Annotated in this window: 17 protein-coding genes; 10 read left to right on the top strand and 7 right to left on the bottom strand. The window is 69.6% G+C overall.

The window, feature by feature from the left end:
- Positions 1 to 62 precede the first annotated feature (62 nt).
- Entirely contained in the window at positions 63 to 503 is a 441-nt protein-coding gene (locus ACIBAE_RS00145) for a MarR family winged helix-turn-helix transcriptional regulator (protein WP_399281447.1), read from the bottom strand.
- On the opposite strand from ACIBAE_RS00145, the gene ACIBAE_RS00140 reads away from it, so the two are divergent.
- Entirely contained in the window at positions 504 to 677 is a 174-nt protein-coding gene (locus ACIBAE_RS00140; RefSeq protein ID WP_399281974.1) for a type II toxin-antitoxin system RelE/ParE family toxin, read from the top strand.
- 95 nt (positions 678 to 772) lie between these two features.
- Here ACIBAE_RS00140 and ACIBAE_RS00135 read toward each other — a convergent pair whose 3' ends face one another.
- Positions 773 to 934: a hypothetical protein gene (locus tag ACIBAE_RS00135; RefSeq protein WP_399281446.1), complete on the bottom strand. Its 162-nt coding sequence runs from the start codon at positions 932 to 934 to the stop codon at positions 773 to 775.
- Complete coding sequence (locus tag ACIBAE_RS00130) at positions 935 to 1,807, bottom strand: SDR family oxidoreductase (protein WP_399281445.1); 873 nt, start codon at positions 1,805 to 1,807, stop codon at positions 935 to 937.
- A 436-nt stretch (positions 1,808 to 2,243) separates the two neighbouring features.
- On the opposite strand from ACIBAE_RS00130, the gene ACIBAE_RS00125 reads away from it, so the two are divergent.
- The 6 genes from ACIBAE_RS00125 (at position 2,244) to ACIBAE_RS00100 (ending at position 16,014) form a co-directional block, all read left to right on the top strand.
- Positions 2,244 to 2,795, top strand: a complete 552-nt coding sequence (locus ACIBAE_RS00125; RefSeq protein ID WP_399281444.1) for an EF-hand domain-containing protein — start codon at positions 2,244 to 2,246, stop codon at positions 2,793 to 2,795.
- A gap of 426 nt (positions 2,796 to 3,221) precedes the next feature.
- Positions 3,222 to 4,046 carry an SAM-dependent methyltransferase gene (locus ACIBAE_RS00120; RefSeq protein ID WP_399281443.1) on the top strand — a complete coding sequence of 275 codons (825 nt, stop codon included), beginning with the start codon at positions 3,222 to 3,224 and terminating at the stop codon, positions 4,044 to 4,046.
- A gap of 31 nt (positions 4,047 to 4,077) precedes the next feature.
- Positions 4,078 to 5,340: a cytochrome P450 gene (locus ACIBAE_RS00115; RefSeq protein ID WP_399281442.1), complete on the top strand. Its 1,263-nt coding sequence runs from the start codon at positions 4,078 to 4,080 to the stop codon at positions 5,338 to 5,340.
- Entirely contained in the window at positions 5,337 to 12,527 is a 7,191-nt protein-coding gene (locus ACIBAE_RS00110; protein ID WP_399281441.1) for an amino acid adenylation domain-containing protein, read from the top strand. The genes ACIBAE_RS00115 and ACIBAE_RS00110 overlap by 4 nt, the downstream gene beginning before the upstream one ends.
- 22 nt (positions 12,528 to 12,549) lie before the next feature.
- A complete protein-coding gene (locus ACIBAE_RS00105) occupies positions 12,550 to 15,072 on the top strand; it encodes an FAD-dependent monooxygenase (protein WP_399281440.1) in 2,523 nt (840 codons plus the stop codon).
- Between the two features lie 108 nt (positions 15,073 to 15,180).
- Positions 15,181 to 16,014 (top strand): methyltransferase, encoded by an 834-nt coding sequence (locus tag ACIBAE_RS00100; RefSeq protein WP_399281439.1) that lies wholly within the window; start codon positions 15,181 to 15,183, stop codon positions 16,012 to 16,014.
- Positions 16,015 to 16,138: 124 nt separating this feature from the next.
- Here the strand turns inward: ACIBAE_RS00100 and ACIBAE_RS00095 are convergent, their stop codons facing one another.
- Complete coding sequence (locus ACIBAE_RS00095) at positions 16,139 to 16,372, bottom strand: acyl carrier protein (RefSeq protein WP_399281438.1); 234 nt, start codon at positions 16,370 to 16,372, stop codon at positions 16,139 to 16,141.
- Positions 16,373 to 16,391: 19 nt separating this feature from the next.
- A complete protein-coding gene (locus ACIBAE_RS00090; RefSeq protein WP_399281437.1) occupies positions 16,392 to 17,336 on the bottom strand; it encodes a beta-ketoacyl-ACP synthase 3 in 945 nt (314 codons plus the stop codon).
- Between the two features lie 561 nt (positions 17,337 to 17,897).
- Here ACIBAE_RS00090 and ACIBAE_RS00085 point away from each other — a divergent pair.
- Positions 17,898 to 18,023 (top strand): CPCC family cysteine-rich protein, encoded by a 126-nt coding sequence (locus ACIBAE_RS00085; protein ID WP_399281436.1) that lies wholly within the window; start codon positions 17,898 to 17,900, stop codon positions 18,021 to 18,023.
- Positions 18,024 to 18,186: 163 nt separating this feature from the next.
- On the opposite strand, the gene ACIBAE_RS00080 is transcribed toward ACIBAE_RS00085, so the two are convergent.
- Positions 18,187 to 18,375: a hypothetical protein gene (locus ACIBAE_RS00080; protein ID WP_399281435.1), complete on the bottom strand. Its 189-nt coding sequence runs from the start codon at positions 18,373 to 18,375 to the stop codon at positions 18,187 to 18,189.
- A 76-nt stretch (positions 18,376 to 18,451) separates the two neighbouring features.
- Here ACIBAE_RS00080 and ACIBAE_RS00075 point away from each other — a divergent pair, with 76 nt between their 5' ends.
- The gene (locus ACIBAE_RS00075; protein WP_399281434.1) at positions 18,452 to 18,820 is read left to right on the top strand and encodes a tyrosine-type recombinase/integrase; all 369 of its coding nucleotides are present in this window, start codon (positions 18,452 to 18,454) and stop codon (positions 18,818 to 18,820) included.
- A 108-nt stretch (positions 18,821 to 18,928) separates the two neighbouring features.
- Here the strand turns inward: ACIBAE_RS00075 and ychF are convergent, their stop codons facing one another.
- On the bottom strand, positions 18,929 to 20,017 hold the full coding sequence (gene ychF / locus ACIBAE_RS00070; RefSeq protein ID WP_399281433.1) for a redox-regulated ATPase YchF: 1,089 nt from the start codon (positions 20,015 to 20,017) through the stop codon (positions 18,929 to 18,931).
- Positions 20,018 to 20,071: 54 nt separating this feature from the next.
- Between ychF and ACIBAE_RS00065 the strand changes: the two genes are divergently transcribed.
- Entirely contained in the window at positions 20,072 to 21,742 is a 1,671-nt protein-coding gene (locus tag ACIBAE_RS00065; RefSeq protein ID WP_399281432.1) for a recombinase family protein, read from the top strand.
- The last annotated feature ends 366 nt before the right edge of the window (positions 21,743 to 22,108 follow it).

Genomic DNA, 22,108 nt, shown 5'->3' with positions numbered 1-22,108 from the left:
CTCGGGGGCGCGCTTCTCGGGGGGATCCGTCATCGGCCTGCTTCCTCACGGTTCCCTCGGCATCAGATGTTCTGTGCCAGCCGCTCCAGCAGCGGCGCGGCTGCCGCGAGCCGCTCCAGCTCCGTCGGGGTGAACGTGCCGCTGGTCAGGGCCCCGGCGATGAGTTCGGTCCGCGCGTTGCGCTTGTTCTTCAGCGACTCCAGACCGGCGTCCGTCACCCTCAGCACCACGCGCCTGCCGTCGTTCGGGTCCGGGCGGCGTTCGACCAGGCCACGGGCCCGCAGCGTGCTGAGCGTCGCCCCCATGGCCTGTGCGGTGATCTGCACCTCCCGGGCCAGCGCCGAGGAAGTGGTCGGGCCCGAGCGGTCCAGGTGCGACAGGGCGGTCCGCTCGGGCATCGTGAGTCCGCCGTCGGTGGGCACTTGGCGTACCCGTCGCACCAGCACGCTGATACTCGCCAGCAGCGCTGAGGCGACCGCGTCAGGGTCCAGGTCCTCGTTCATATACTAAGGCTACTTTGTCAACCAGCCTTAGCAAATACACCTCCTGGCGCTTCCCGGCCCGGACGCCGCCGGCTACGAGTGGGCGACCATCGCGTCGCCTGCACGGTCGACAACGGTGAGCCGGTGGTGCGGGTCGTGCACGTCGGGGATCGCTCCACCGTCCAGGGCAGCTGATCCCGCGTTGAAGCGGAATGTTTGGTGCAGAGCTCCCACCTGCGAAAACGCGGTTTTTGGGGTGCCCATCCCAGCACCGTGCCAGCACGGGAGTTCTATCCCAGCACCGGCAGCTCAGTCGCCTCACAGGCCGCCCCTCGACCCGCCGCCTGGGTGCTGACGCCGGATCCGGTCGTCGTCTCGGCCTGGTCCGCCTCGATGAGGGGCGCCGGCCGCATCGCGTTCTGCGGGACCGTACGGCAGCGGCCGAAGCTCATTCAGTTCCTGAGGTTCGTCCATACCGATGTGCCACCGAAGATCTGGTCCAGGGCCCGGTCGGGCATCAGCCTGGACAGCACCCGGCTGCCGGTCGCGTCCCGGCCGATGGTGTACCGGGTCTTGGGCCGTTTGGCGACCAGCGCGCGGAAAACCACCCGCGCGACATCGTCGACGGTCGTGCGGCTGGCGCGGGCCGAGGTTTCGTTGGCCTCCATGAACCCGAGGAACGGTTGGTGATAGAGCTCCTGGACCGGCTCGGGAGCGCCCTCCAGAGCCCGGTTGCCCGCGTCGGCCATCTTGGACCAAAGAGGGGTCAGGACGGCGCCCGGTTGCACCACCACGACGGGGATGTGCTGCGGGGCGAGCTCGCGGCGAAGGGCGTCACTGAGGGCCTCCTTCGCGAACTGGGAGGCGGCATAGGGGCCGAGGTAGGGAAGAGCCACGTTCCCCAGGCCGGAGGACACGTTGACGATCCGCCCGGCACCGGCTCGCAGCAGCGGCAGGAATCCCTGGATCATCTGCACCAGGCCGATGACGTTGATGTCGAGTTGCCGGCGCATCTGCTCCATGGGCACGCATTCCAGTGGAGCCGTGACCGCGATGCCCGCGTTGTTGACCAGCCCCCACAGCCCGGCCTCACCGACCAGCTCGGTGACCTCATTCACAGCTGTCTGGACCGATTTTTCATCCGTCACATCGACGATCACCGGGGACAGCCGGCCGGTCGCGGCTGCGCGCAGCCGTTCTCCGTCCTCGGGCCGACGAACTCCGGCAACAACATGGAAGCCGACTCGGGACAAATGGAGCGCACAGGCTTCCCCCAGGCCGGAGGAGGCCCCGGTGATCAGAACGGCCCGACCCGTAGGTGACATCAAACTCGACGTTTTGGACACGCATTCACTCCCGTGGAGAACTTTGAGGCGGACGGGGCCGCATCCCCAGCGATCCGTGGACGTGCCGCTCGCCCGCCTGCCGTTCGGGCGCTGGCCGCACAGTCGGTTTCCGGTTTGCCCGCCCCTAGCCGGTATTGAGTGCCTCACAGTAAAGGCTGTTGCCGGACGGCCCTGGATGGATTCGCGTGGAGCCCTTGTCCGCGGAACCCGTGATCAGCGGCGTCCGGCAAGCGTGCGCCGCATTCCGTACCCGTTGAGCAGGGCCTCGATGAGTGCGAGAGTTTCTGCCGGATGCACTCCTGCGGGTGGCACGGTTGGGCCAAACCGGTGAAGAGAGGGGTCGGGCATTCCTCCGCTAGGCGCCCCCCGAGGAAAGGTTCTCGCGACACCCGCCCTTCGTCCCCAAGGAGGACACGTGACCACTGCTGAGCAGGACGTCATCACCACCAAGCTCGAACGTACCTTCGACACCATGGACGCCAACAACGACGGCTATCTGGACTGGTCGGACTACCAGAAGCTCGCCGACCGCTACATCCAGGCGTACCGCCTCGACAAGAACGACCGCCGGGCCAGGGCGCTCCAGACCTTCTGCCAGATCTACTGGCTGGAGCTTCTGCGCCACGCGGGCGTGGACGGGGACCGGCTCACGAAGGACCAGTTCGTCACGGCCAACCGCCTCGCGGTCATCGACACCAGCCGACTCAACGTGACCGAGGGCGGCGGTCACGCCATCTTCGACGTCATCGACGTGGACGGCGACAACGAGATCAGCAAGGACGAGTTCGCGCGCTTCTTGAGGGACGTGTGGAAGAGCGACGCACCCGACGCGATGGACATGTTCACCAAGCTGGACACCGACGGAGACGGCGCGATCTCGCGCCACGAGTTCATCCGCGCTGTCCGTGAGCACTTCCTGTCGAACGACCCGAACGCACCGGGCAGCCTCTTCTTCGGGCGCGTCTGAGCGGATCTGATCCACACACGCTGATACCGCGACCGCACTCCCTGCATCCACTCACCCGCCCCGGGCGGGCGCGTGCCACAGGTAGCGGCCCCTGCCCGACCGGCAGGTGGCACTCGGAGTGCGGTTGCGGCTCCCGGCCTGATGGATACGACCAGGTAACCGCGTGACCTGCGGCGTTCAGCCGCGGTGCCACCAGGGGCACTTCATGGCCCTTCCGCTGCTGCTCGAACCCGCGCCGTTTTGCCGGACGGGTGACACCGGTCTCCCGAAACGACGAACCCTCACCTCATCCGCCCGAACTGACCAGCGTGCTTGTCATGATCGACACGCTTACCGCTCCTCGCATCACAGGATTAGTCGCGCAGGCCCGGCCGATCCGCCGCCGCAGCCATCGTGCGTGGCTCTACGACGTGAAAGAACACCCTCATGCTGACGCAACACCGTCACACGTCCGGCGACGTGGGGACCTTCTACAACCAGCACACGGATGTGTACGACCGTGCTCTCGGCGGCAACATCCACGTCGGTTACTGGGACGACGAAGCGGACGACAGCCCGATGCAGGCGGCGACCGACCGGCTGACGGACCTCGTCACCGAACGCCTCGCCCCGTCCGAGGGCCAGCATCTGCTCGACGTGGGCTGCGGCCACGGCAGCACCGCGGCGCGCATCGTCGCACACCACGCCGTGCAGATCACCGGCATCAGCGTCAGCGACTACCAGGTGGACCTGGCCAACAGCCGTCCCCAGCCGCCGGAGCTTCCCGGACGAGCCGCCTTCCGGCTGGCCGACGCCATGGAAAACCCCTTCGACGACGAGACCTTCGACGGCGCGTACGCCATCGAGTCACTGATGCACATGAAGGACAAGAAGGCAGCTCTCGGACACATTGCAAGGGTCCTGCGTCCCGGCGGACGGCTGGTCATCGCCGAGCACAGCCTCGCAGGTGAGCTCGACGGCCCGGACACGGCCCGTATGGCCCACGCGTACGCCTACTTCAAGTTCTCGCTGACCACCGACACGTACGGGGAGCTGCTGCGGGAAGCCGGGCTGGAGGTGGTGGACCACGTCGACATCACCGAGAACGTCCGGCGCTGCTACGACAGCATGATCAGCGGCTGGCGGAACGCCGCGAACAACTCCAGTGGCGAGACGTCACGTGAATGGGCGGCGGCGGCCGACCTGGGCGAGTGGTTCTTCTGCAAGGTCCCGGAGCTCCGCTACGCACTCCTGACCGCCGTTCGCCACTGAGCAACCACTACCGCCGCCGAGGTCGTAAGCCATGCCCTCCCCGCCCTCCCGGAACCGCTGCCCCTACCGCCTGGACGGCAGCGCCGAAGACGTCCACGGCGAAGCCGGGACACTGCGTGCGTTGGGTCCCGCCGCCCGGGTCGAACTGCCCGGTGGCGTACTGGCGTGGTCGGTGACCGACCCGGGTCTCGTCCGCCGATTACTGGTCCACCCCCGGATCTCCAAGGACGCCCACCAGCACTGGCCTGCCTTCGTCAACGGTGACCTTCCCGCCGACTGGCCACTGCGGATCTGGGTCGACATCCGCACCGTCCAGACCGCCTACGGGCCCGACCACAGCCGGCTGCGTCATCCCTTGGTGCCAGCGTTCAGTGCCCGCCGCGTACGGGCGCTCGCCCCGTGGATCGAGGAGACTGCCACCGCACTGCTGGACGACCTCGCCCGGGAGGCCGCCCTGGCCCCCGACGGGGTCGTGGACCTGCGGAAGTGGTTCGCTACACGGCTACCGTGGCGGACGGTCACCACGCTGGTCGGACTACCAGAGGCCATGCACGACGGTTTCCAGGCTGTCAACGACATGGTCTTCACCACCGACCTGAGCGCGGAGCAGGCGAGCGACACCGAGGCGGAGGCCGCGCGGCTCCTCGCGGACCTGATCGTGCTCAAAACCGATCAGCCCGGTGACGACATCGCCACCGCACTGGTCGACGCACATCGCGAGGGCCTGCTCGACAAGCGGGAGCTGGCCGACAACATCTGGCTGGTGCTCGGGGCCGGCTACGGGACCACGGCGAACCTGCTCGACCACGCCGTGGTCAACCTGCTCACCCATCGGGAACAGCTGGACCTGGCCGTGTCGGGCCGGGTCGGCTGGGACCGGGTCGTGGAGGAGACGCTGCGCCACCAGGCCCCGGTAGCCAACTTCATGATGCGCTTCCCCACCGAGGACCTGCACGACGAACTGACAGGGTTGACGTTCGAGCGGGGCGACGCCCTCGTCATCAACTACGCCGCTGTCGGCCGCGATCCCGGAGTACACGGCTCGGGAGCCCACCTCTTCGACATCACCCGTTCCACCGCCCGCGAGCACCTGGCCTTCAGCCACGGTCCCACCTACTGCCTGGGAGCGGAACTCGCCCGCCTGGAAGGCCGTATCGCGCTGTCCGCGCTCTTCTCCCGGTTCCCGGCCCTCGAACTCGCCGTCGGATCCGACCGCCTGACCCCGCTGCCCTCCCTCATCTTCAACGGCCACCGGGAGATCCCGGTTCGGCTCGAAGGAAACTGCCACAGTTGAGCATCAACCCCGGATCACCGCACCAGTTGACGTCGTACCAGCGAGACGTCTGGTCCATCGGATCCCGAGCGCCAGAATCACCGCAGTTCAACTGCGTGCTCCACGAGCGTCTGCAGGGTGGTGTCAACCCGCAAAGGCTCGCTGCCTGCGCGGAACGCGTGCTGCACCGCCACGAAACGTTCCGGCTGCGGTTCGCCGACAGCGCCGGCGTCCCCTTCCAGCGGGTGGCGCAGGAGACGGTCCCGGTCGCCGTGATCGACCTCTCCCACGCGCCCGAACCGGACACCGCCCGCGCTGAGTGGATGCGCGCGTCGATGGCACGCGCCCTGCCGCTCGACGGCGGCCCCCTGGTCGAGGCCACGGTCCTCCTGGAGAACACGGACGTCACGCACCTGTACGTCAAGGCGCACCACATCGTCGCCGACGGCTGGACCCTCGACCGGCTGGGCCACGAGGTCCTCCGGGAATACACCCGGGCCCAGGAGAGCGACCAGCTGAACACCACCGGAGAAGCCCCCTCCTACCTGGGGTTCATCGAGGAGGACTCCGCCTACCGCGCGGGGACCGACGGCGACCGCGACCGCGCCTTCTACCGGGAGTACCTCGCGGGCGTGACACCCGCGCTGTTCACTCGTACCACGGGCAACGGCCCGCGCGAACGAGGGCGCCACTCGTTCGTGATCGACGGCGCCCTCATCGGCCGCGTCCGCGCCATGGGCCACTGGCCCTTCACCTACGTCGCGGCCATGCTCGCCACCTGCCTGACGCGTCAGCACCGCAGCGAGGAAGTGGTCCTCGGCGTCCCCTTCCTCAACCGTCCGACGCGGCGGCACAGGGATGTCCTCGGCCAGTTCGCCAACACCCTTCCGCTACGGGTCACGGCCCCCGGCGGGCTGACCGTCCGGGAACTCCTCGCCGAGATCCAGGGCACGACCCGCCGGCTCCGACGTCATGAGCGGCTCCCGCTCGGCGACATCCTGCGCGAGACCTCCCCGGCGGCCGGGGTCCCGCGGCAGCTCTTCGACGTGACGCTCTCCTCCGTGAACTGGTCCCGGTCGGACATTCCGGGAGTCGTACGGCGCAGCGCCCTAATGGCCCCCTCGCACGACCAGGAGGCACTGGGCGTCCTGGTCTCCGCCTTCGACGACACGGACGATGTCCGTGTCGACCTGGACCACGCCCGCGACGTCTTCGACGAGAACCTCCCCATCACCGCCGTGGCCGGTCACCTCACGACGCTCCTGGAACACGGTCTGGACCTGTTGGACCGACCGCTCCGCGATGTCCCCATGCTGACGCCGGCCGAGCACGAGGACCTCACCGCCGGACGCGCGCACGGCACTCAGGTGCGCTACGCGGACCAGGCCACCCTTCACGGGCTGTTCGAGGCCCAGGCCGCCGCCCGACCGGAACGGATCGCCGTCGTCACGGCGTCCGGCAGGACGCTGACCTACGCCGAGCTCGACGAGCAGTCCAACCGCGTCGCCCGGGCCCTGCGGGCGGAGGGCGTCGGCCCGAACGACCGCGTCGCGCTGATGATGGAGCGGGGGCCGCGGTTGCCGGTCGCGCTGCTCGGCATCCTGAAGTCCGGAGGCGCCTACGTACCCGTGGACCCCGGCCACCCGGCCGGGCGGGTGGACTTCCTGCTGCGCGACAGCCGCGCCAAGCTGGTGATCGTCGATGACGGCGACCCCGCCGGCCTCCCCCCGGACGTGGCGGCCCGGCGGATGGACAACCTGCTGACCGGCAGCGGGGCCCCGATCGAGCCGGTCGCCACCTCCCGTGACCTCGCCTACGTCATCTACACCTCCGGCTCCACCGGGCACCCCAAGGGCGTCATGGTCGAGCACCACAGCGTGGTCAACCGCCTCGCGTGGATGCAGCGCCGCTACCCGCTCGTAGAAGGGGACGTGCTCCTGCAGAAGACGCCGGTCTCCTTCGACGTCTCGGTGTGGGAGCTGTTCTGGTGGGCCGTCGAGGGCGCGACCGCGGCCCTGCTGCCACCCGGCGGCCAGCGGGACCCACGCGAGGTGCTCCGGGCGATCCGCGAGCACCGGGTCACCGCCGTGCACTTCGTCCCCTCGATGCTCGGCCCGTTCCTCGACCTGCTGGAGGAGTCGGCGGCGGCACGCCGGGGCATCGCGACCCTGCGGTACGTCTACTGCAGCGGCGAGGCCCTGCCCGGGCCGCAGGTCGAACGGTTCAACCGCCTCACCGACCGGTGCCGCCGCGAGAGCGGCGCCGGACATTCGGCGCGGCTCGTGAACCTGTACGGCCCGACCGAGGCGACGGTCGACGTCTCGTCCTACGACTGCCCGTCCGACCCCGCCCGCGGCGTCAGAAGGGTTCCCATCGGACGACCGATCGACAACACCAGGCTGTACGTGCTGGGCGCCGACGACCTGCCACAACCCGTCGGCGTCGCCGGCGAACTGTGCATCGGCGGAGCCGGAGTCGCCCGGGGCTATCTCGGCCGTCCGGAGATGACCGCCGAGAAGTTCGGCAGCGACCCGTTCGTGCCGGGTGGCAGCCTGTACCGCAGCGGGGACCTGGCCCGGTGGCTCGCGGACGGCACCCTGGAGTACCTCGGACGGATCGACGACCAGGTCAAGATCCGGGGCCAGCGCGTCGAGCCCGGGGAGGTGGCGGCCGCCCTGCGCGCGGTCCCCGGGGTTCGGGACGCCGTCGTGGTGGGACGCACTACCGCCGACCGGGGAACCGTCCTGGCCGGCTACTACGTCGCCGAGACCGCGATCGACACAGTATTGCTGCGCGAGCGGCTCGGACAGGCGCTGCCGGCGTTCATGGTTCCGGCGTCCTTCACCCGGATCGACGCAATCCCGCTGTCCCCCAACGGCAAGGCCGACCGCCGCGCCCTTCCACCGCCGGACGAGACCCCGAGTGCCGCCGGGGGTGAGCAGCCGCGCAACCGTACCGAGGCGGTCCTCGCCGAGGTCTGGGCCCACGTCCTGGGCCATGACACCGTGGGAGTGCACGACGACTACTTCACCCTCGGCGGCGACTCGATCACCATGCTCAGGGTGCGCGCCGAGGCGGAGGCCCGGGGCCTGCGCTTCTCGCTCACCGACCTCCTGCGGAACCCGACGGTATCCGGCCTCGCTCCGTACGCCGTGGAGTGCGACGCGTCCGAGTCCGAGGTCGGCCCGGCTCCGTTCGCCCTCGTGGCCGACGTGGACCGGGCCCGTCTCCAGGAGGCCGAGGACGCTTACCCGCTGACCCGGCTCCAACTCGGCCTGCTCTACCACAGCCGCAGGCACGAATCGTCGGCCAGGTACCGGGACGTCTTCCGGTACACCCTGGAGATGCCCTGGAACGAGAAGGAGTTCCGTCGGGCCTTCGAACGGCTGGCGGTACGGCATCCGGCGCTACGGTCGGCCTTCGACCTGAAGGGCGCCGAACCACTGCAAGTCGTCCTGCCCCGGGTGCACGGCGGCCTGGAGATCGCCGACCTGCGTCCGCTGGACAGTACGACGGCCGAGGCCGAGGTGGTCGCGCACATCGAGAAACGCCGTCGTCACCCCTACGCGTTCGACCGGCCGCCGTTGTACCTGTTCCGCGCCCACGTGCGTCCCGCCGCCGTCGACCTGGTCCTCAGCTTCCACCACGCACTCCTCGACGGCGGCAGCGTCGCCACGCTGCTCCAGGAACTGCTCCAGGACTACGCCCACGGCCTCGGCCTGGACACCGGTCCCGTGGACGTAGCGGCGCCTCCCTCACCGGCGACCCACGTGCGGTCGGAGCAGGCCGCCCTGCGTTCGCCGGAGTCCCGGCGCTACTGGCGCGAGAGGCTGGACGGCTGTGAGCCCCTGCCGGTCGAATCCTTCTCGCCCCATCTGCCCAGCACCGGACACCGTCCGGCCTCCCGACGGCTCGACCTGCCCGCCGCCCTCGTCGAGCGGATGCGGAGCTTCGCGGCCGAGCACGCTCTGCCCGTCAAGTCCGTGCTCTTCGCGGCGCACACCCTGACGCTGGCGGCGCTCGCCGGCACCCGTGACGTCACCACGGGTCTCATCACCCATGGTCGGCCCGAAATGGCCGGGGCGGAACGCACCGCCGGACTTTTCCTGAACACCGTGCCCGTACGCCTGGACACCGCGCGGGACAACTGGCTGGAGGTGGCGCGCGAAAGCTTCCGCCAGGAGCAGGAGGACCACCCCCACCGCCGCTACCCCCTGAGCGCCATCCAGGAGGACCACGGCGGCCCCGTGCTGGACACCGCCTTCAACTACGTGCACTTCCACCAGCTTTCCCGGGTATTCGATCTGCCCGGTGTGCGCCTCGTCGAGTTCCGCACCTGGGAGGAGAACGACTTCCGCCTCCTGGTGAACGCGATCACGGAACCGGACGGCACCGGCACGTGGCTGCGGATCGACTGCGACGGAGAGACCTTCGCGGCCGAGCAGGGCGACCTCTACGCGGACGGCTATCTGAGCGTCCTGCGCCGTTTGGTGGACCACCCGGACGAAGCGCCGGACCTTGCCTTCCTCGCCCCCCGCCCCTTCCTTGCCTCCCCGGCGGAGCACCCCACGGTCGTCTCCCGCTTCGCCGAACAGGCCGCGCGCACTCCGGACGCGACCGCCGTGGTGGCGGGCGGGGAACGGTGGAGTTACGCCCGGCTGGCCGAGGCAGCGGAGAACGTGGCCGGGCGGCTGTACGCGCTCGGCGCGCCGGCGAACGCCCGGATCGGGGTCGCCATGAACCGGTCCCCGCTGACCATGGCGGTGCTCCTGGGCGTCATGCGCGCCGGATGCGCGGTCGTCCCCATGGATGTCAGTTATCCGCCCGCCCGGCTGGCCACCATGGTGGAGCAGGCCCGGCCCTTCCGCGTCGTGGCCGAGTCCGCGCACGCCGACCTCGCCGGTGACCCGGCGCTGCTGCTGCCCGCCGAGTCGGTGGCCGCACCCGCACCTGTGTGCCCGGCGCGGGGTGGATCGGACAACGGGAGCACCGCGTACGTCCTCTTCACCTCGGGCTCCACCGGGACCCCCAAGGGCGTCGTCATGCCGCACCGCACCCTGGCCGCCCTGGTGGCCTGGCAGGCGGCGGCGCCCAGCGCGGTCCCAGGCGGCGTCACACTCCAGTTCGCACCACTGAGCTTCGACATCTCCTTCCAGGAGATCTTCTCCACCCTGTGCTCCGGCGGCACCCTGTGCCTGGCCGACGACGCGCAGCGGCGCGACATGCCCGCGCTGCTGCGCCTGCTCGACCGTGAGCGCGTCGAGCAGGTCTTCCTCCCCCCGGTGGCCCTCCAGCAACTCGCGGAAGCAGCCGGCACGCTGGACATCACACCACCAACCCTGCGGATGGTGATCACCTGCGGCGAGCAGCTGCGCGTCACCCCGGAGATCCGCGCGTTCTGCGCCAGGCTCCCGGGAGGCGTCCTGGAGAACCAGTACGGTCCCACCGAGACGCACGTGGTCACCGCGTTCACCATGACGGGGGACCCCGCGGCCTTCCCCGCGCTGCCGCCGATCGGCCGCGCCATCGACGGGGCCGAGGTGCACGTCCTGGACAAGCGGATGCGTCCGGTGCCGACCGGGGCACGGGGCGACATCTATCTGGGCGGCAACTTCCTGGCCGACGGCTACGAGGGCCGCCCGGACCTGACCAAGGAGCGTTTCCTCCCGCACCCCTTCGCGGACGAAGACCGCCGGCTCTACTACACGGGCGACGTCGGCATGGTGCTTCCGGGCGGCGACGTCGTCTTCCTCGGACGCGATGACGCCCAGGTCAAGGTACGGGGCTTCCGCGTGGAACCAGTCGAGGTGGAACTGGCCGTGGCCGGCCTGGCGGAACGGCACCCCGGTCTGCGTGACGCCGCGGTCGTGGCCCGCGAGCGGGCGGACGGCGAGACCTTCCTCGCCGCCTTCCTCCTCGGCGAGGGAACGGACGAGGACCTGTCCGGCATCCGTGAGCGGTTGCGCGCCACCCTGCCCGGTTACATGGTCCCCTCGCACCTGCAATGGGTGTCCCGGTGGCCGTTGACCCCCAGCGGCAAGCGCGACGACGCCGCGCTGCGCCGCACCCCGCTGAGCGCCCCCGGCCGCGCTCCCGACGCCGGGCCGCGCGACGCGTACGAGCAGACGCTCGCCGAGATGATGGCGGACGTGCTGGGACTGGACACAGCGGGGACGCACGACAGCCTCTTCGATCTCGGCGGCACCTCGCTGACCGCGATGCGGCTGGTGATCCGGATCGAACAGCGCTACCGGGTGAACCTCCCTCTGGCCGAGTTCGTCGCGACGCCCACCCCCGCCGGGCTCGCGGCACGGCTGCGCGACGGTGGGGCGAAAGCCGCCTTCAACCCCTTGGTGCCGATCCGCCCGCAAGGCGCCCGCCCGCCGCTGTTCATGGTCCACCCGATGGGTGGCACCGTGCTGTGCTACGTCGCGTTCGCCCGGCACCTCGCGGCCGACCAGCCGCTGTACGCGCTCCAAGCGGCCGGAGCCGACCCCGGCACCACACCGCTGTGCACGGTGGAGGACCTCGCCGACAGCTATCTCGCCGCGCTGCGGACGGTACGGCCGCATGGTCCCTACACCGTCGGCGGATGGTCCTTCGGCGGCTTCGTCGCCTTCGAGATCGCCCGCCGGCTGCGGGCGGAGGGCGAGCGGGTGACCCTGCTGGTGGTGGACACCACCGCCCTGGACCAGGGAGCGCGCTCCCCGCACGACGACGAGGCCATGCCGGAGTGGTTCTTCCACGAACTGCTCTGGCCGCGCGACGGCGGCACGGCACCCGCTCGAACCGTCCCGGACGGGCTCGGCTCGCTGGAGGAGATGTTCACGTACATGGCCCGCGTCGCGAGTGAGCGGGGTGTCCTGCCGGCCGGCAGCTCCGGGGCCGTCGTCCGCCGCCTGTTCGACGTCTACCGGGCGAACTGGCACGCGACCCTGGCCTACCGCCCCCCGCGCGAGGACCAGGACCTCACGCTGATCCGCGCCGCGGAACCGCTGCCCACCGTCCTGTCCGCCATGCACGGCGCCGCCCGAACCCGTCACCAGGACCCCTGCAACGGCTGGAGCGCCATGACCAGCGGACGGATCCGGACGGTCCGCGTCCCCGGAGACCACCTGACGATCATGGAAGAGCCGCACGTGGCACATCTGGCGAACAGCGTCGCCGAGCTGATCGCCGACTCCGGCCGAAGCGGGCGGGTGGGCTGACACCATGTCATCGGGACGTCCTGTGAAAGCCCTCGTCATCGGCGCCGGTATCGGCGGTCTGACGTGTGCGGTCGCGCTCCGGCGCGTCGGCGTCGACGTCGAGGTGTACGAACGCGCCACCGAGCTGCGCGAAGCCGGCTCCGGTCTGTCGGTCATGAGTAACGCCGTCACCGCCCTCACCGGCCTCGGCATCGACCTGGGCCTGGACAAGCGCGGTCAGGCCGTGGAGTCGTTCACGATCATGAACCGACGCGGCCGTCTCATCAGAGACCTGCCGTTCGAGGACGCCTGCGAGCAGGCGGGCGCGCAGAGTTTCTGCCTCAGCCGCGCGGACCTCCAGGAGGCCCTGCTGACGGAAGCCGGTGACTGCCCGGTCCACCTGGGGGCGACCGCCTCCGGCTTCGAGACCGCAGGCCCGGGGGTCACCGTCCGCTTCACGGACGGCCGCTCGGCGAGCGGGGACGTCCTCATCGGCGCCGACGGGTTCCACTCGGCCGTACGACGCCACCTCGTCGGACCCGAGCGGTCACGGGACTGTGACCACCTCTTCCGGCTCGGCATCGTCCCCTTCCAACACCCGCGCCTCACCAGGGGCGCCGTACGCCACTACTGGGGGCGCGGACAGCGTTTCGGCCTCATCGACATCGGCCACGGCCGGTGCTACTGGTGGGCCGCCATGAGCACCGCCCGTGGGACGCCCGCCCCGCGTCATGTCAAGGACGCCGTCCGACAGGCGTACGAGGGGTGGGCCGAGGAGGTACGGGCGGTGATCGAGACCACCCCCGAGGCGGACATCCTCACCGTTCCCTCACGCGACCGGGCTTTCCTGGAACGGTGGGGCGACGGTCCCGTCACCCTCCTCGGCGACGCCGCCCACCCCATGCTGACCACGCTCGCCCAAGGGGCCGGCATGGCCATGGAGGACGCCGTCGTGCTGGCACGGACGCTGGCCGAGCTGACGGCGAACCACGATCCGGTGCGGGCCCTACGCGCGTACGAGGAACTACGCCGCGACCGCACGCGGGCCATGGTGGCCGGCTCCCGCAGCATGAACAGACTGACCCAGGGAACCCGCCCGCACCGGCGTCTGATCCGCGACACCTACTTCCGGCTGGTACCCCGCCGTGTCCTCGTCCGGCAAACCTCCCAGGCCCTCACCTACCCGGAGGGGCCGGCCGCCGGACCCGGCAGCGTCCGACGGGACCTGAGCCCCTTGGAACGGCTGTACTGGATCGCCGACCTGACCTCACCGCTCAACGTCATCGCCCGCGCCCGGGTCCACGGAAACCTGTCCCCGTCGCTGCACCGCCGCGCCCTGGACATCCTCCAGCTGCGGCACCCCCTGCTGCGCGTCGCGATCACCGACGACGGCACCGGAGCGCACCCCGCCTTCGTCCCCCTGGACGGGCGGCAGATCCCGCTCCGGCACGTCCGGGTGTCACCGGACGATCCCGCCGCCGACACCCGGTGGCAGCGCGAGGTCGACGGCCGCGAACTCGCGGAGGGCCTGGACTGGCGCACCGGGCCACTGCTGCGCGCGGTGGTGATCACCTCGGGAGGGACGGAGGACGAGGACGGAGGAGACGTCCACGACCTGCTGCTGACGGTCTCGCACGTCATCGCCGACGGCAAGACGTGCCTGTCCCTGGTCCGCGAATGGATCGAACTCGCAGCGCGGCTGGACGACGGCGCATCGCCGCAGGCCGTTCCACGGCGGGTCCTTCCCGCGACGGACGACCTGCTCCCGCGCCGCCACCGGGGCCCGTCGGGTATCACCGGGTTCAAGGCCATGATGCGACGGGAGGAACAGGCGTCCCTGACCCGCCCCGCACAGCGGGTCGTCCCCAGCGAGCACGTCCCGTTCGAGCAGCGGCGCACCCGGATGGAGCACCGGTCCCTCTCCGCCGACCGGATGGAACTCCTGGTACGGGCCGCCAAGCGGAACGGCACCACCGTTCACGGGGCCCTGGCCGCCGCGATGGTGTCGGCGGTCGCCCGGGACGCGGGCACCCCGGCCGCCGCGCACTTCTCGATCGGTTCGCCGGTCGACTTCCGCGCCGACCTCGAACCACCCGTCTCTGCCGACGAGGTCGGCACCTACGTGGCCACGGTCCCGTCCCGCGTCCGATACGAGCCCGGCCAGTCGCTGTGGCCCATGGCCCGGAGCATCAGCCAAGACGTGGTGCGGCGCCGGAAGCGGCAGGACCACCTGGCCACGATCAGCCTGCCGCGCGTAGCAGGCCCCGGGTCGCTGGCGGACAGCGAGTCGTTCATGCGGTTCATGGACGAGGAGGGGCCGATCAACCTGTGCCTGTCCAACGTCGGCCGCTACGACTTCCCCGAACAGTCGGGCCACTGGCGGATCGACGGCGCTCAGTTCCTCACAGGCGTCTCGGTGATGGGCGCCATCGTGGCGGCGGCCACCACCAGTCACGGCAGGCTCGCGTGGAACTTCGGCTACGTCGAGGGCCTGGTTCCGGCGTCGCGCGCACAGCGCATCGCCGACGACTCCGTACGCATCGTGCTGTCCGCCCTCACCGAGTAACCGACCGAGCCGGATACGCGCCGGGAGCGGCGGAACCCCCCGTGGTTCCGCCCTCCGCCCGTCGGACCCCGTCGGCTGTCCCCTCCCCCCTGAAAGGTTTCCGCTCCGATGACCAGTGCTCCTGACCGCACGCCGATACGGCGCCGTGTGCTGCCCGCCGACGAGAACGGTTCGTTGTGGGAGGCCCGGCCCTCGTGCGGGATCTTCGAGTTCCGCGGCATGCGTCTGCGGCTCATGGTGGAGGACCCCACAGAGGTCCTGTTCCCGACCGACTGCGGACTGAGCCTGCTCAGCGCGCTCAACGGTGACGACGCCCCCGTGCTGAAGGGCGTCAACGCCCTGGACCTCGGAGCCGGTTCCGGGCTCTACAGCGTCGCCCTGCTCGCGGCCGGTGCCGAGAGGGTGACCGCTCTGGACATCAATCCCGCCTTCGTCGCCCAGACCGTGGCCAACGTGACGGCCAACGGGCTCGACGGCTCACGGCTGACGTGTGTCACTTCGCCGCTGGAGGAGTACACACCGGAAGAGCGGTTCGACCTGGTGATCACCAACCCGCCGCACCTTCCCCACGATCCGAGTTATGCCAGGGGGGACGGGCTGGAGACGGCCCTCGTCGCCCGGAGGGGTGGACGCGCGGTGTACGACGCTGTCGTCGACCGTGTGGACGGATTCCTGGCGCCGGGCGGCTCCCTGCTCATGGCGCACTCCTCCCTCGCCGACATCCCCCGAACCGTCACGGAACTCACCTCGCGTGGCTACGAGGCCGAGACGCTCGAGATCTTCGAGATGGACATCCCGCTGCTGGCGTACGCCGAGCACAGGGAGACCCTGCAGATCCGTCTGAAGGAACTGCGGGCGGAGGGGCGGGCGGAATTCGACGGGTCGCGCTTCACGGTGCACGCCCTGGTATTCCGGCGCCCTCCGGGTGCCATCCGCCGCTGACGGACTCTCGGCAGCGCCTCGCGCCTACGGTTCGGAGGGATCCGCTACATCGGCGGGCCCCTCCGAACCGGTGCCCGGGAGCATCGACGACAGTCCACGCCGGGACGGTCTGCTGCCTCAGGTCTCAGGCCGGCGCGTTCTGCCTGTCCTGCAGCAACCGTGCGATCTCGGCGATGGTGTTCGCTTCTGAGAGTTCGTCGAAGCCGACCCTGAGTCCGGACTCCTCTTCCAGCACCAGGGACAGTTCCACCACGAACAAGGAGTCCAGTCCGAGGGCCGCCGGCGTGGCCTCGGGGGAAACCAGCTCGGGCCTCACCTGAAGCCTGTCGATCAGGATGTGCGCCAAAGTGTCGTACATGCCGTTCCTCCGGGACGAGTCAGTGCGAACGTTCGAGATGTGGCCACACAAGAGTCGTGGCACCCCAGGTGAGGCCGCCGCCGAAGGCCGTGAGCAGGATCCGGTGTCCGGGCTCAAGGTCCCCTGCGCGGCTGGCGTGATCGAGCAAGATCGGAATCGACGCAGCCGAGGTGTTACCGACCTGCTCGATATTGGACAGCGCACGGTCCGCCGTGACGCCCAACCGCTGCGCGAGCATGGTCAAGATCCGAGCGTTCGCCTGGTGCGCGACAATCCGGTCCGCTTCCTCCGGCTTCCACCCCGCGGCGTCCAGCGCCGCGCGTGAGGCGGAAGCCATGTGCTCCACGGCTCGCCAGAACACTTCGCGCCCCTCCAGACGCATATATGGGTCTGCCGGAGCCCCGCCGGCCTGTGAGCGCTCCTCGGATCCGCCGGAGCGTACGGTGATCAGATCGCGACCATCGCCATCACTGCCCAGAACGCAGGTCCCGAGGGCGCCGGGTTCCTCGCGACGGCCCGAACGCAGCACGACGGCGCCGGCGCCGTCGCCGAAGAGCATGCTCGTGGGGTCGCCCGGGTCGACGCTCAGCGAGAGCGTGTCCGTGCCGATGACCAGGACGCTGTCAGCCGTGCCCGCGGCGATCAGGCCCTGGGCGACCCCCAGGCCGTAGACGAAGCCAGCGCACACTGCTTGGACGTCGAGCGCCATCACCCCGGTCATCCCCAGGCGTGAGGCAACGCTCGGGGCGGTACCGGGGCACGGCCTGTCCGGTGATGTGGTGGCCACGACTACGGCTGCGACATCGCCCAGTGCCGACTGGGAGAGCGCCTCGCGACCGGCAGCGACAGCCAGGTCTCCGCTGGTGGTACCCGGCTCCACAACGTGCCGGAACCGGATGCCGGAGCGCTGGAAGATCCATTCGGGCGACCGGCCCAAGCGCTCCGCCAACTCCTCGTTGGCCACCCGGCGCGACGGCACACACGATCCGACCCCGGCCAGGACGGACGCCGGAAATGCTCGGCTCCTCAATTCTCCTGCCCCTGGTCCAGGAGACGGACAAGCCTTGCCGGGACCACCGCTCCGCACCTTCGACAGGGTTCCAGGACGAAGCCACATGTGGCTACATAAAAGCGCAAATCCCCCATAGGGCCCAGTCGTATCACGACGAAAGGCCAGGCGACCCGAGCGACTCGCGGTCCTGGGCGATAGGGCACCGCTGGCCCCGGCCCCCGCACCAGGTTGTGCCACCGCCCCAACGACACCGAGGGACGGAGAGCGGACTTGCAGCCCTCACATTCAAGGCTGCCATCAAGGACTGGCCAGACTGAAGCGGAACGTCCGCGGTCTGATCCTGACCTGCGACGGAGCCCCCTCCAGGGCTCTGACCTGGGATTTCCCGGTTGGCATGCGTTGGCTCCCGACGGCTGTTTACGGGGCTCCTGCAGACTGGCTGCGGACTGGCCGGGGGTCCCGAGGCGGAGAAATTCATGGCGCACCGGCCGGACCTGCAACGAGACTGCGCAGGTGAGCGACTCCTACCCCTGTCCCTGCTGCGGGCACCGCGTGCTCGACGCCATGCCCGGCTCGTACGAGATCTGCCCCGTCTGCTTCTGGGAGGACGCCACATCTTGGGCTGATCAAGCCCGGTGACGTGAAGAGCTGGATCACCAGCCTGACGACCACCCACAAGCTCGCCGCGAGCACCTCCCGCACCGTCTTCAACGCGGTCTTCCGGGCAGCGGTCCGCGACCGCATGATTCCGCACAACCCCTGCACCGACGCGAAGCTGCCCTCCGCGCCCCGGAAGAAGGTGTTACCGCTCGCGGTCGCGCAGGTGCGGACGCCGGCCGAGGAGATACCCGGCCGCTACAGGGGCCTGGTCCTGCTGGGCGCTTGCACAGGGCTCCGCCCTGGCGAGCTCTTCGGCCTCCAGCTTCGGCACGTGGACCTGCTGCACGCCACCGTCTCGGTCGAGCAGCAGATCCAGCAGACCGCCAGGCACGGCGTGTACGTCTGCCCGCCCAAGACCGCTCGATCGCACCGCACGGTCCCGCTCCCCCCGCATAGCGGTGGATTCGATGAAGGCCCACCTGCGGGACTTCCCCGCCGATGGGCCCGAGAGCTGGATCTTCACGGCGCCGCAAGGCGGACCCGTGGTCTACACGCACTTCATGGACGGGTCCTGGCGGCCGGCCTGCGCGAAGGCCGGCATACCGAAGGGCACCGGACCCCACGCCCTCCGGCACCACTACGCCAGCCTGCTGATCAAGCACGGCGAGTCCGTGAAGACGGTCTCCGAGCGCCTCGGCCACACCAACGCGGCCATGACGCTGACCATCTACACCCACCTGTGGCCCGACTCCGAGGAGCGGACCCGGGCCGCCGTCGACAAGGCGTACGCGGACCAGTCCGCCGAGGCCCAGCCACAGGTCGACGAAGCGGCGTAGCCGCTCCCCCGCGTGCCGGGCTCATCCAGCACGCTGCGGACTCTGTACGGACCGCGAAGGCCGCCCGACCCGCTCCGTCGCAGGTCAGACGGCCTTTCGCTGAACGTATTAGACGTTGAAGCGGAACTCCACCACGTCGCCGTCCTGCATGACGTACTCCTTGCCCTCCATGCGGGCCTTGCCCGCCGAGCGGGCTTCGGCCACCGAGCCCGTCTCGACCAGGTCGGCGAAGGAGATGACCTCGGCCTTGATGAAGCCCTTCTGGAAGTCGGTGTGGATCACACCGGCCGCCTCGGGGGCCGTCGCGCCCTTCTTGATCGTCCAGGCGCGGGATTCCTTGGGGCCTGCCGTCAGGTAGGTCTGGAGGCCCAGGGTGCGGAAACCGACGTGGGCGAGGGTGGCCAGGCCCGGCTCTTCCTGGCCGACCGACTGGAGGAGTTCCAGGGCCTCCTCGTCGTCCAGCTCCGCGAGGTCCGACTCCAGCTTGGCGTTGAGGAAGATCGCTTCGGCGGGGGCGACCAGGGCGCGCTGTTCGTCCTTGAAGGCGTCGTCCGTCAGCTCGTCCTCGTCGACGTTGAAGACGTAGAGGAACGGCTTGGTGGTGAGCAGGTGCAGGTCGTGCAGCGGCTCGGCCTTCTCGGTGCCCTGGACGATGCCCGCCGAGAAGAGCGTCTCGCCCGTCTCCAGGATGGCCTGGGCCGCCTCGATGGCCGCGACCTTGGGCAGGACGTCCTTCTTGATCCGCGATTCCCTCTGGAGGCGCGGGAGGACCTTCTCGATCGTCTGGAGGTCGGCGAGGATCAGCTCGGTGTTGATCGTCTCGATGTCGTCCTTGGGCGAGACCTTGCCGTCGACATGGACGACGTTCTCGTCCTTGAAGGCGCGGATGACCTGGCAGATCGCATCGGACTCACGGATGTTCGCCAGGAACTTGTTGCCCAGGCCCTCACCCTCCGAGGCGCCGCGCACGATGCCGGCGATATCGACGAAGTCGACGGTGGCGGGGAGGATCCGCTGGGAACCGAAGACCTCCGCGAGCTTGGTCAGGCGCGCGTCCGGCACGCCGACCACGCCGACGTTGGGCTCGATGGTGGCGAACGGGTAGTTGGCCGCCAGCACGTCGTTCTTGGTCAGGGCGTTGAACAGGGTCGACTTGCCGACATTCGGCAGACCGACGATTCCGATACTAGTACTCATGAAGCAAACGTCCGCTCAGGATCAAGAAGGGTGGGATCGGCCGTGACTCCAGGCTTGCTCACCGGCTCCCCGTTTCCACAGCAGCCCAAGCGCGCCATCATCTACGTGCGCGTATCACGGTACAGGGACAAGGACGAGAAGATCTCACCCGAACTCCAGATCGACGCGTGCAACACGTTGGCGGAGCGCGAGGGCATGGTCGTCGTTGACGTCCTGCAGGACCTCAACCTGAGTGGCAAGTACTTCGCGAAACGCCAGGTGGAGCAGATCATCCAGCGGATTAAAAGGGGCGAAGCGGACGTCGTCCTGGTGTGGCGTTGGTCACGGTTCGGGCGTGATGCGACCTTGAGCTCGTACAACATCAAGCGCCTGGAGCAGGCCGGCGGAGAGATCCGAGCGGCGAAGGAGGATATCGATACCTCCAGCAGCGGCGGTCGGCTCGGCCGGAACACGCACCTGATCGTCGCCGAGTACGAGGTCGACCGCAGTCGCGAATCCTGGATGGAGACCCACGACCACCGACGCAACCGCGGCGTCACTCACGACGGCCAGCTCCGATTCGGCTACGGAAAGTGCCGGCGCCCGCTGGAGGGGGATCCTGACTCCCGTTGCGAGAAGTGCCGCGTGGGAGCCCTCCACGTCGAGGAGTCGGAAGCCGCCTACGTACGGGAGATGTTCGAGCGCCTGTCGGCCGGAGAGCCGATGAACCGCATCGTGGTCGACATGACAGCCCGCGGCCTGCGCACCCGCGAAGGCGCGGTCCTGACCATCGGCAAGTGGTACCGGATGCTCGACAGCGGCTACCAGGCGGGCTACGTACGCCACCAGCCGACCAAGTACCGGAAGGAGCTCGGGAGCAGCCATGTAGACGCTCCCGGCATCGAGTGGATCAAGGGGATTCACGATCCGCTCGTTCCCGAGGATCTTTGGACGGCGTACAAGGCGCGGCGGGGACGCAGGGCGGGCAGCACTCGGGACAATTCCCCGGCTCACAGCGTGACGGGCCTGATCTACTGCGATCTGTGCGGCTGGCGCATGGTGTCCGGTAGCACGAAGTACAAGCGGAAGAACGGTGACAGCGGGATTTCGGTGTTCTTCCGCTGCTCGGCGAAGGTGCGCGGGGCCACGTGCACGGGTGGCACGGTGCTCCTCACCGTCGTGGAAGAGGCAGTCCGCTCGTTCCTGGTGTCGCGGGTCACTCCGGAGGGAGACACCATCGCGGCGACTTCGGCCAGGGAGGCCGCGGCGACCCCGGTGGCACGGCCCGTTGAAGTGGATCAGTATGCGCAGCTCAACGAGCGGAACGCCGAACTGGAGCGGCTGGTCACGCTCTACACCAAGGGCATGATCAAGCTGGAGAGCTACGAGCACCGCTATCGGGAGCTGACCGACGCGATCGCCAAGTTGGAGGCGCAGATCGAGCAGCGGGAGAGCGTGCCGGTGCCGGCCGTGGCCCCGAGCCCTCAGGTTTTCCGGGGCATCCTCACCGAGTGGGAGGGGCTGGAGGCCTGGGCGAAGCGTCAAGCCCTGTCGATGGTCGTTCACCGGATCGCGGTCCGCCCCGGGCCTCGTGGCACGAAGGACAAGGTACGGATCATCCCAATCGAGGATGCCGAGAAGTACAGCCCTCAGGCGGCCTTGCCGGCTCCAGGGCGCGCCTTCGGCGGGCCGGCGGTTGCCCGCGTCGACGACGAGCCACTGGAGGAGCTGAGCGATGCGCCCTGATCCCTCCACTGCTGTCCGACCGCGTAACCGATGAACTCGTAGAACCGGCTCCACGGGTCGTCGGTGGCAATGGCGGGGGCGGTACGAAGGTTCGGAATCGGCGGCATGCAAGATCTCCCGGCGGCAGGGCGTGAACCGCGTCGCGGAACTGGCGACGGCCTGGTCAGGATCCGGAGATACGAAGGTTTCACCAGGCCGGGAATCGGTGGTAGGGGCTCGCCCTGAACGGTGTCGACAAGCACTGTTCTCGGTCATGGGAAGGGGGGGGGGGGGGGCCCCCGCCCGCGGGGGGGCCCCCCCCCCCCCCCCCCCCCCGGGGCGGGGCGGCGGGCGCGGGGGGGGGGGCGGGGGGGGGCCCCCCCCCCC

Source organism: Streptomyces sp. NPDC051569, assembly GCF_044454085.1.
GTDB lineage: Bacteria > Actinomycetota > Actinomycetes > Streptomycetales > Streptomycetaceae > Streptomyces.
Note: the sequence above shows the minus strand (reverse complement) of the source record. Positions and strands in the feature narration are given on the sequence as shown.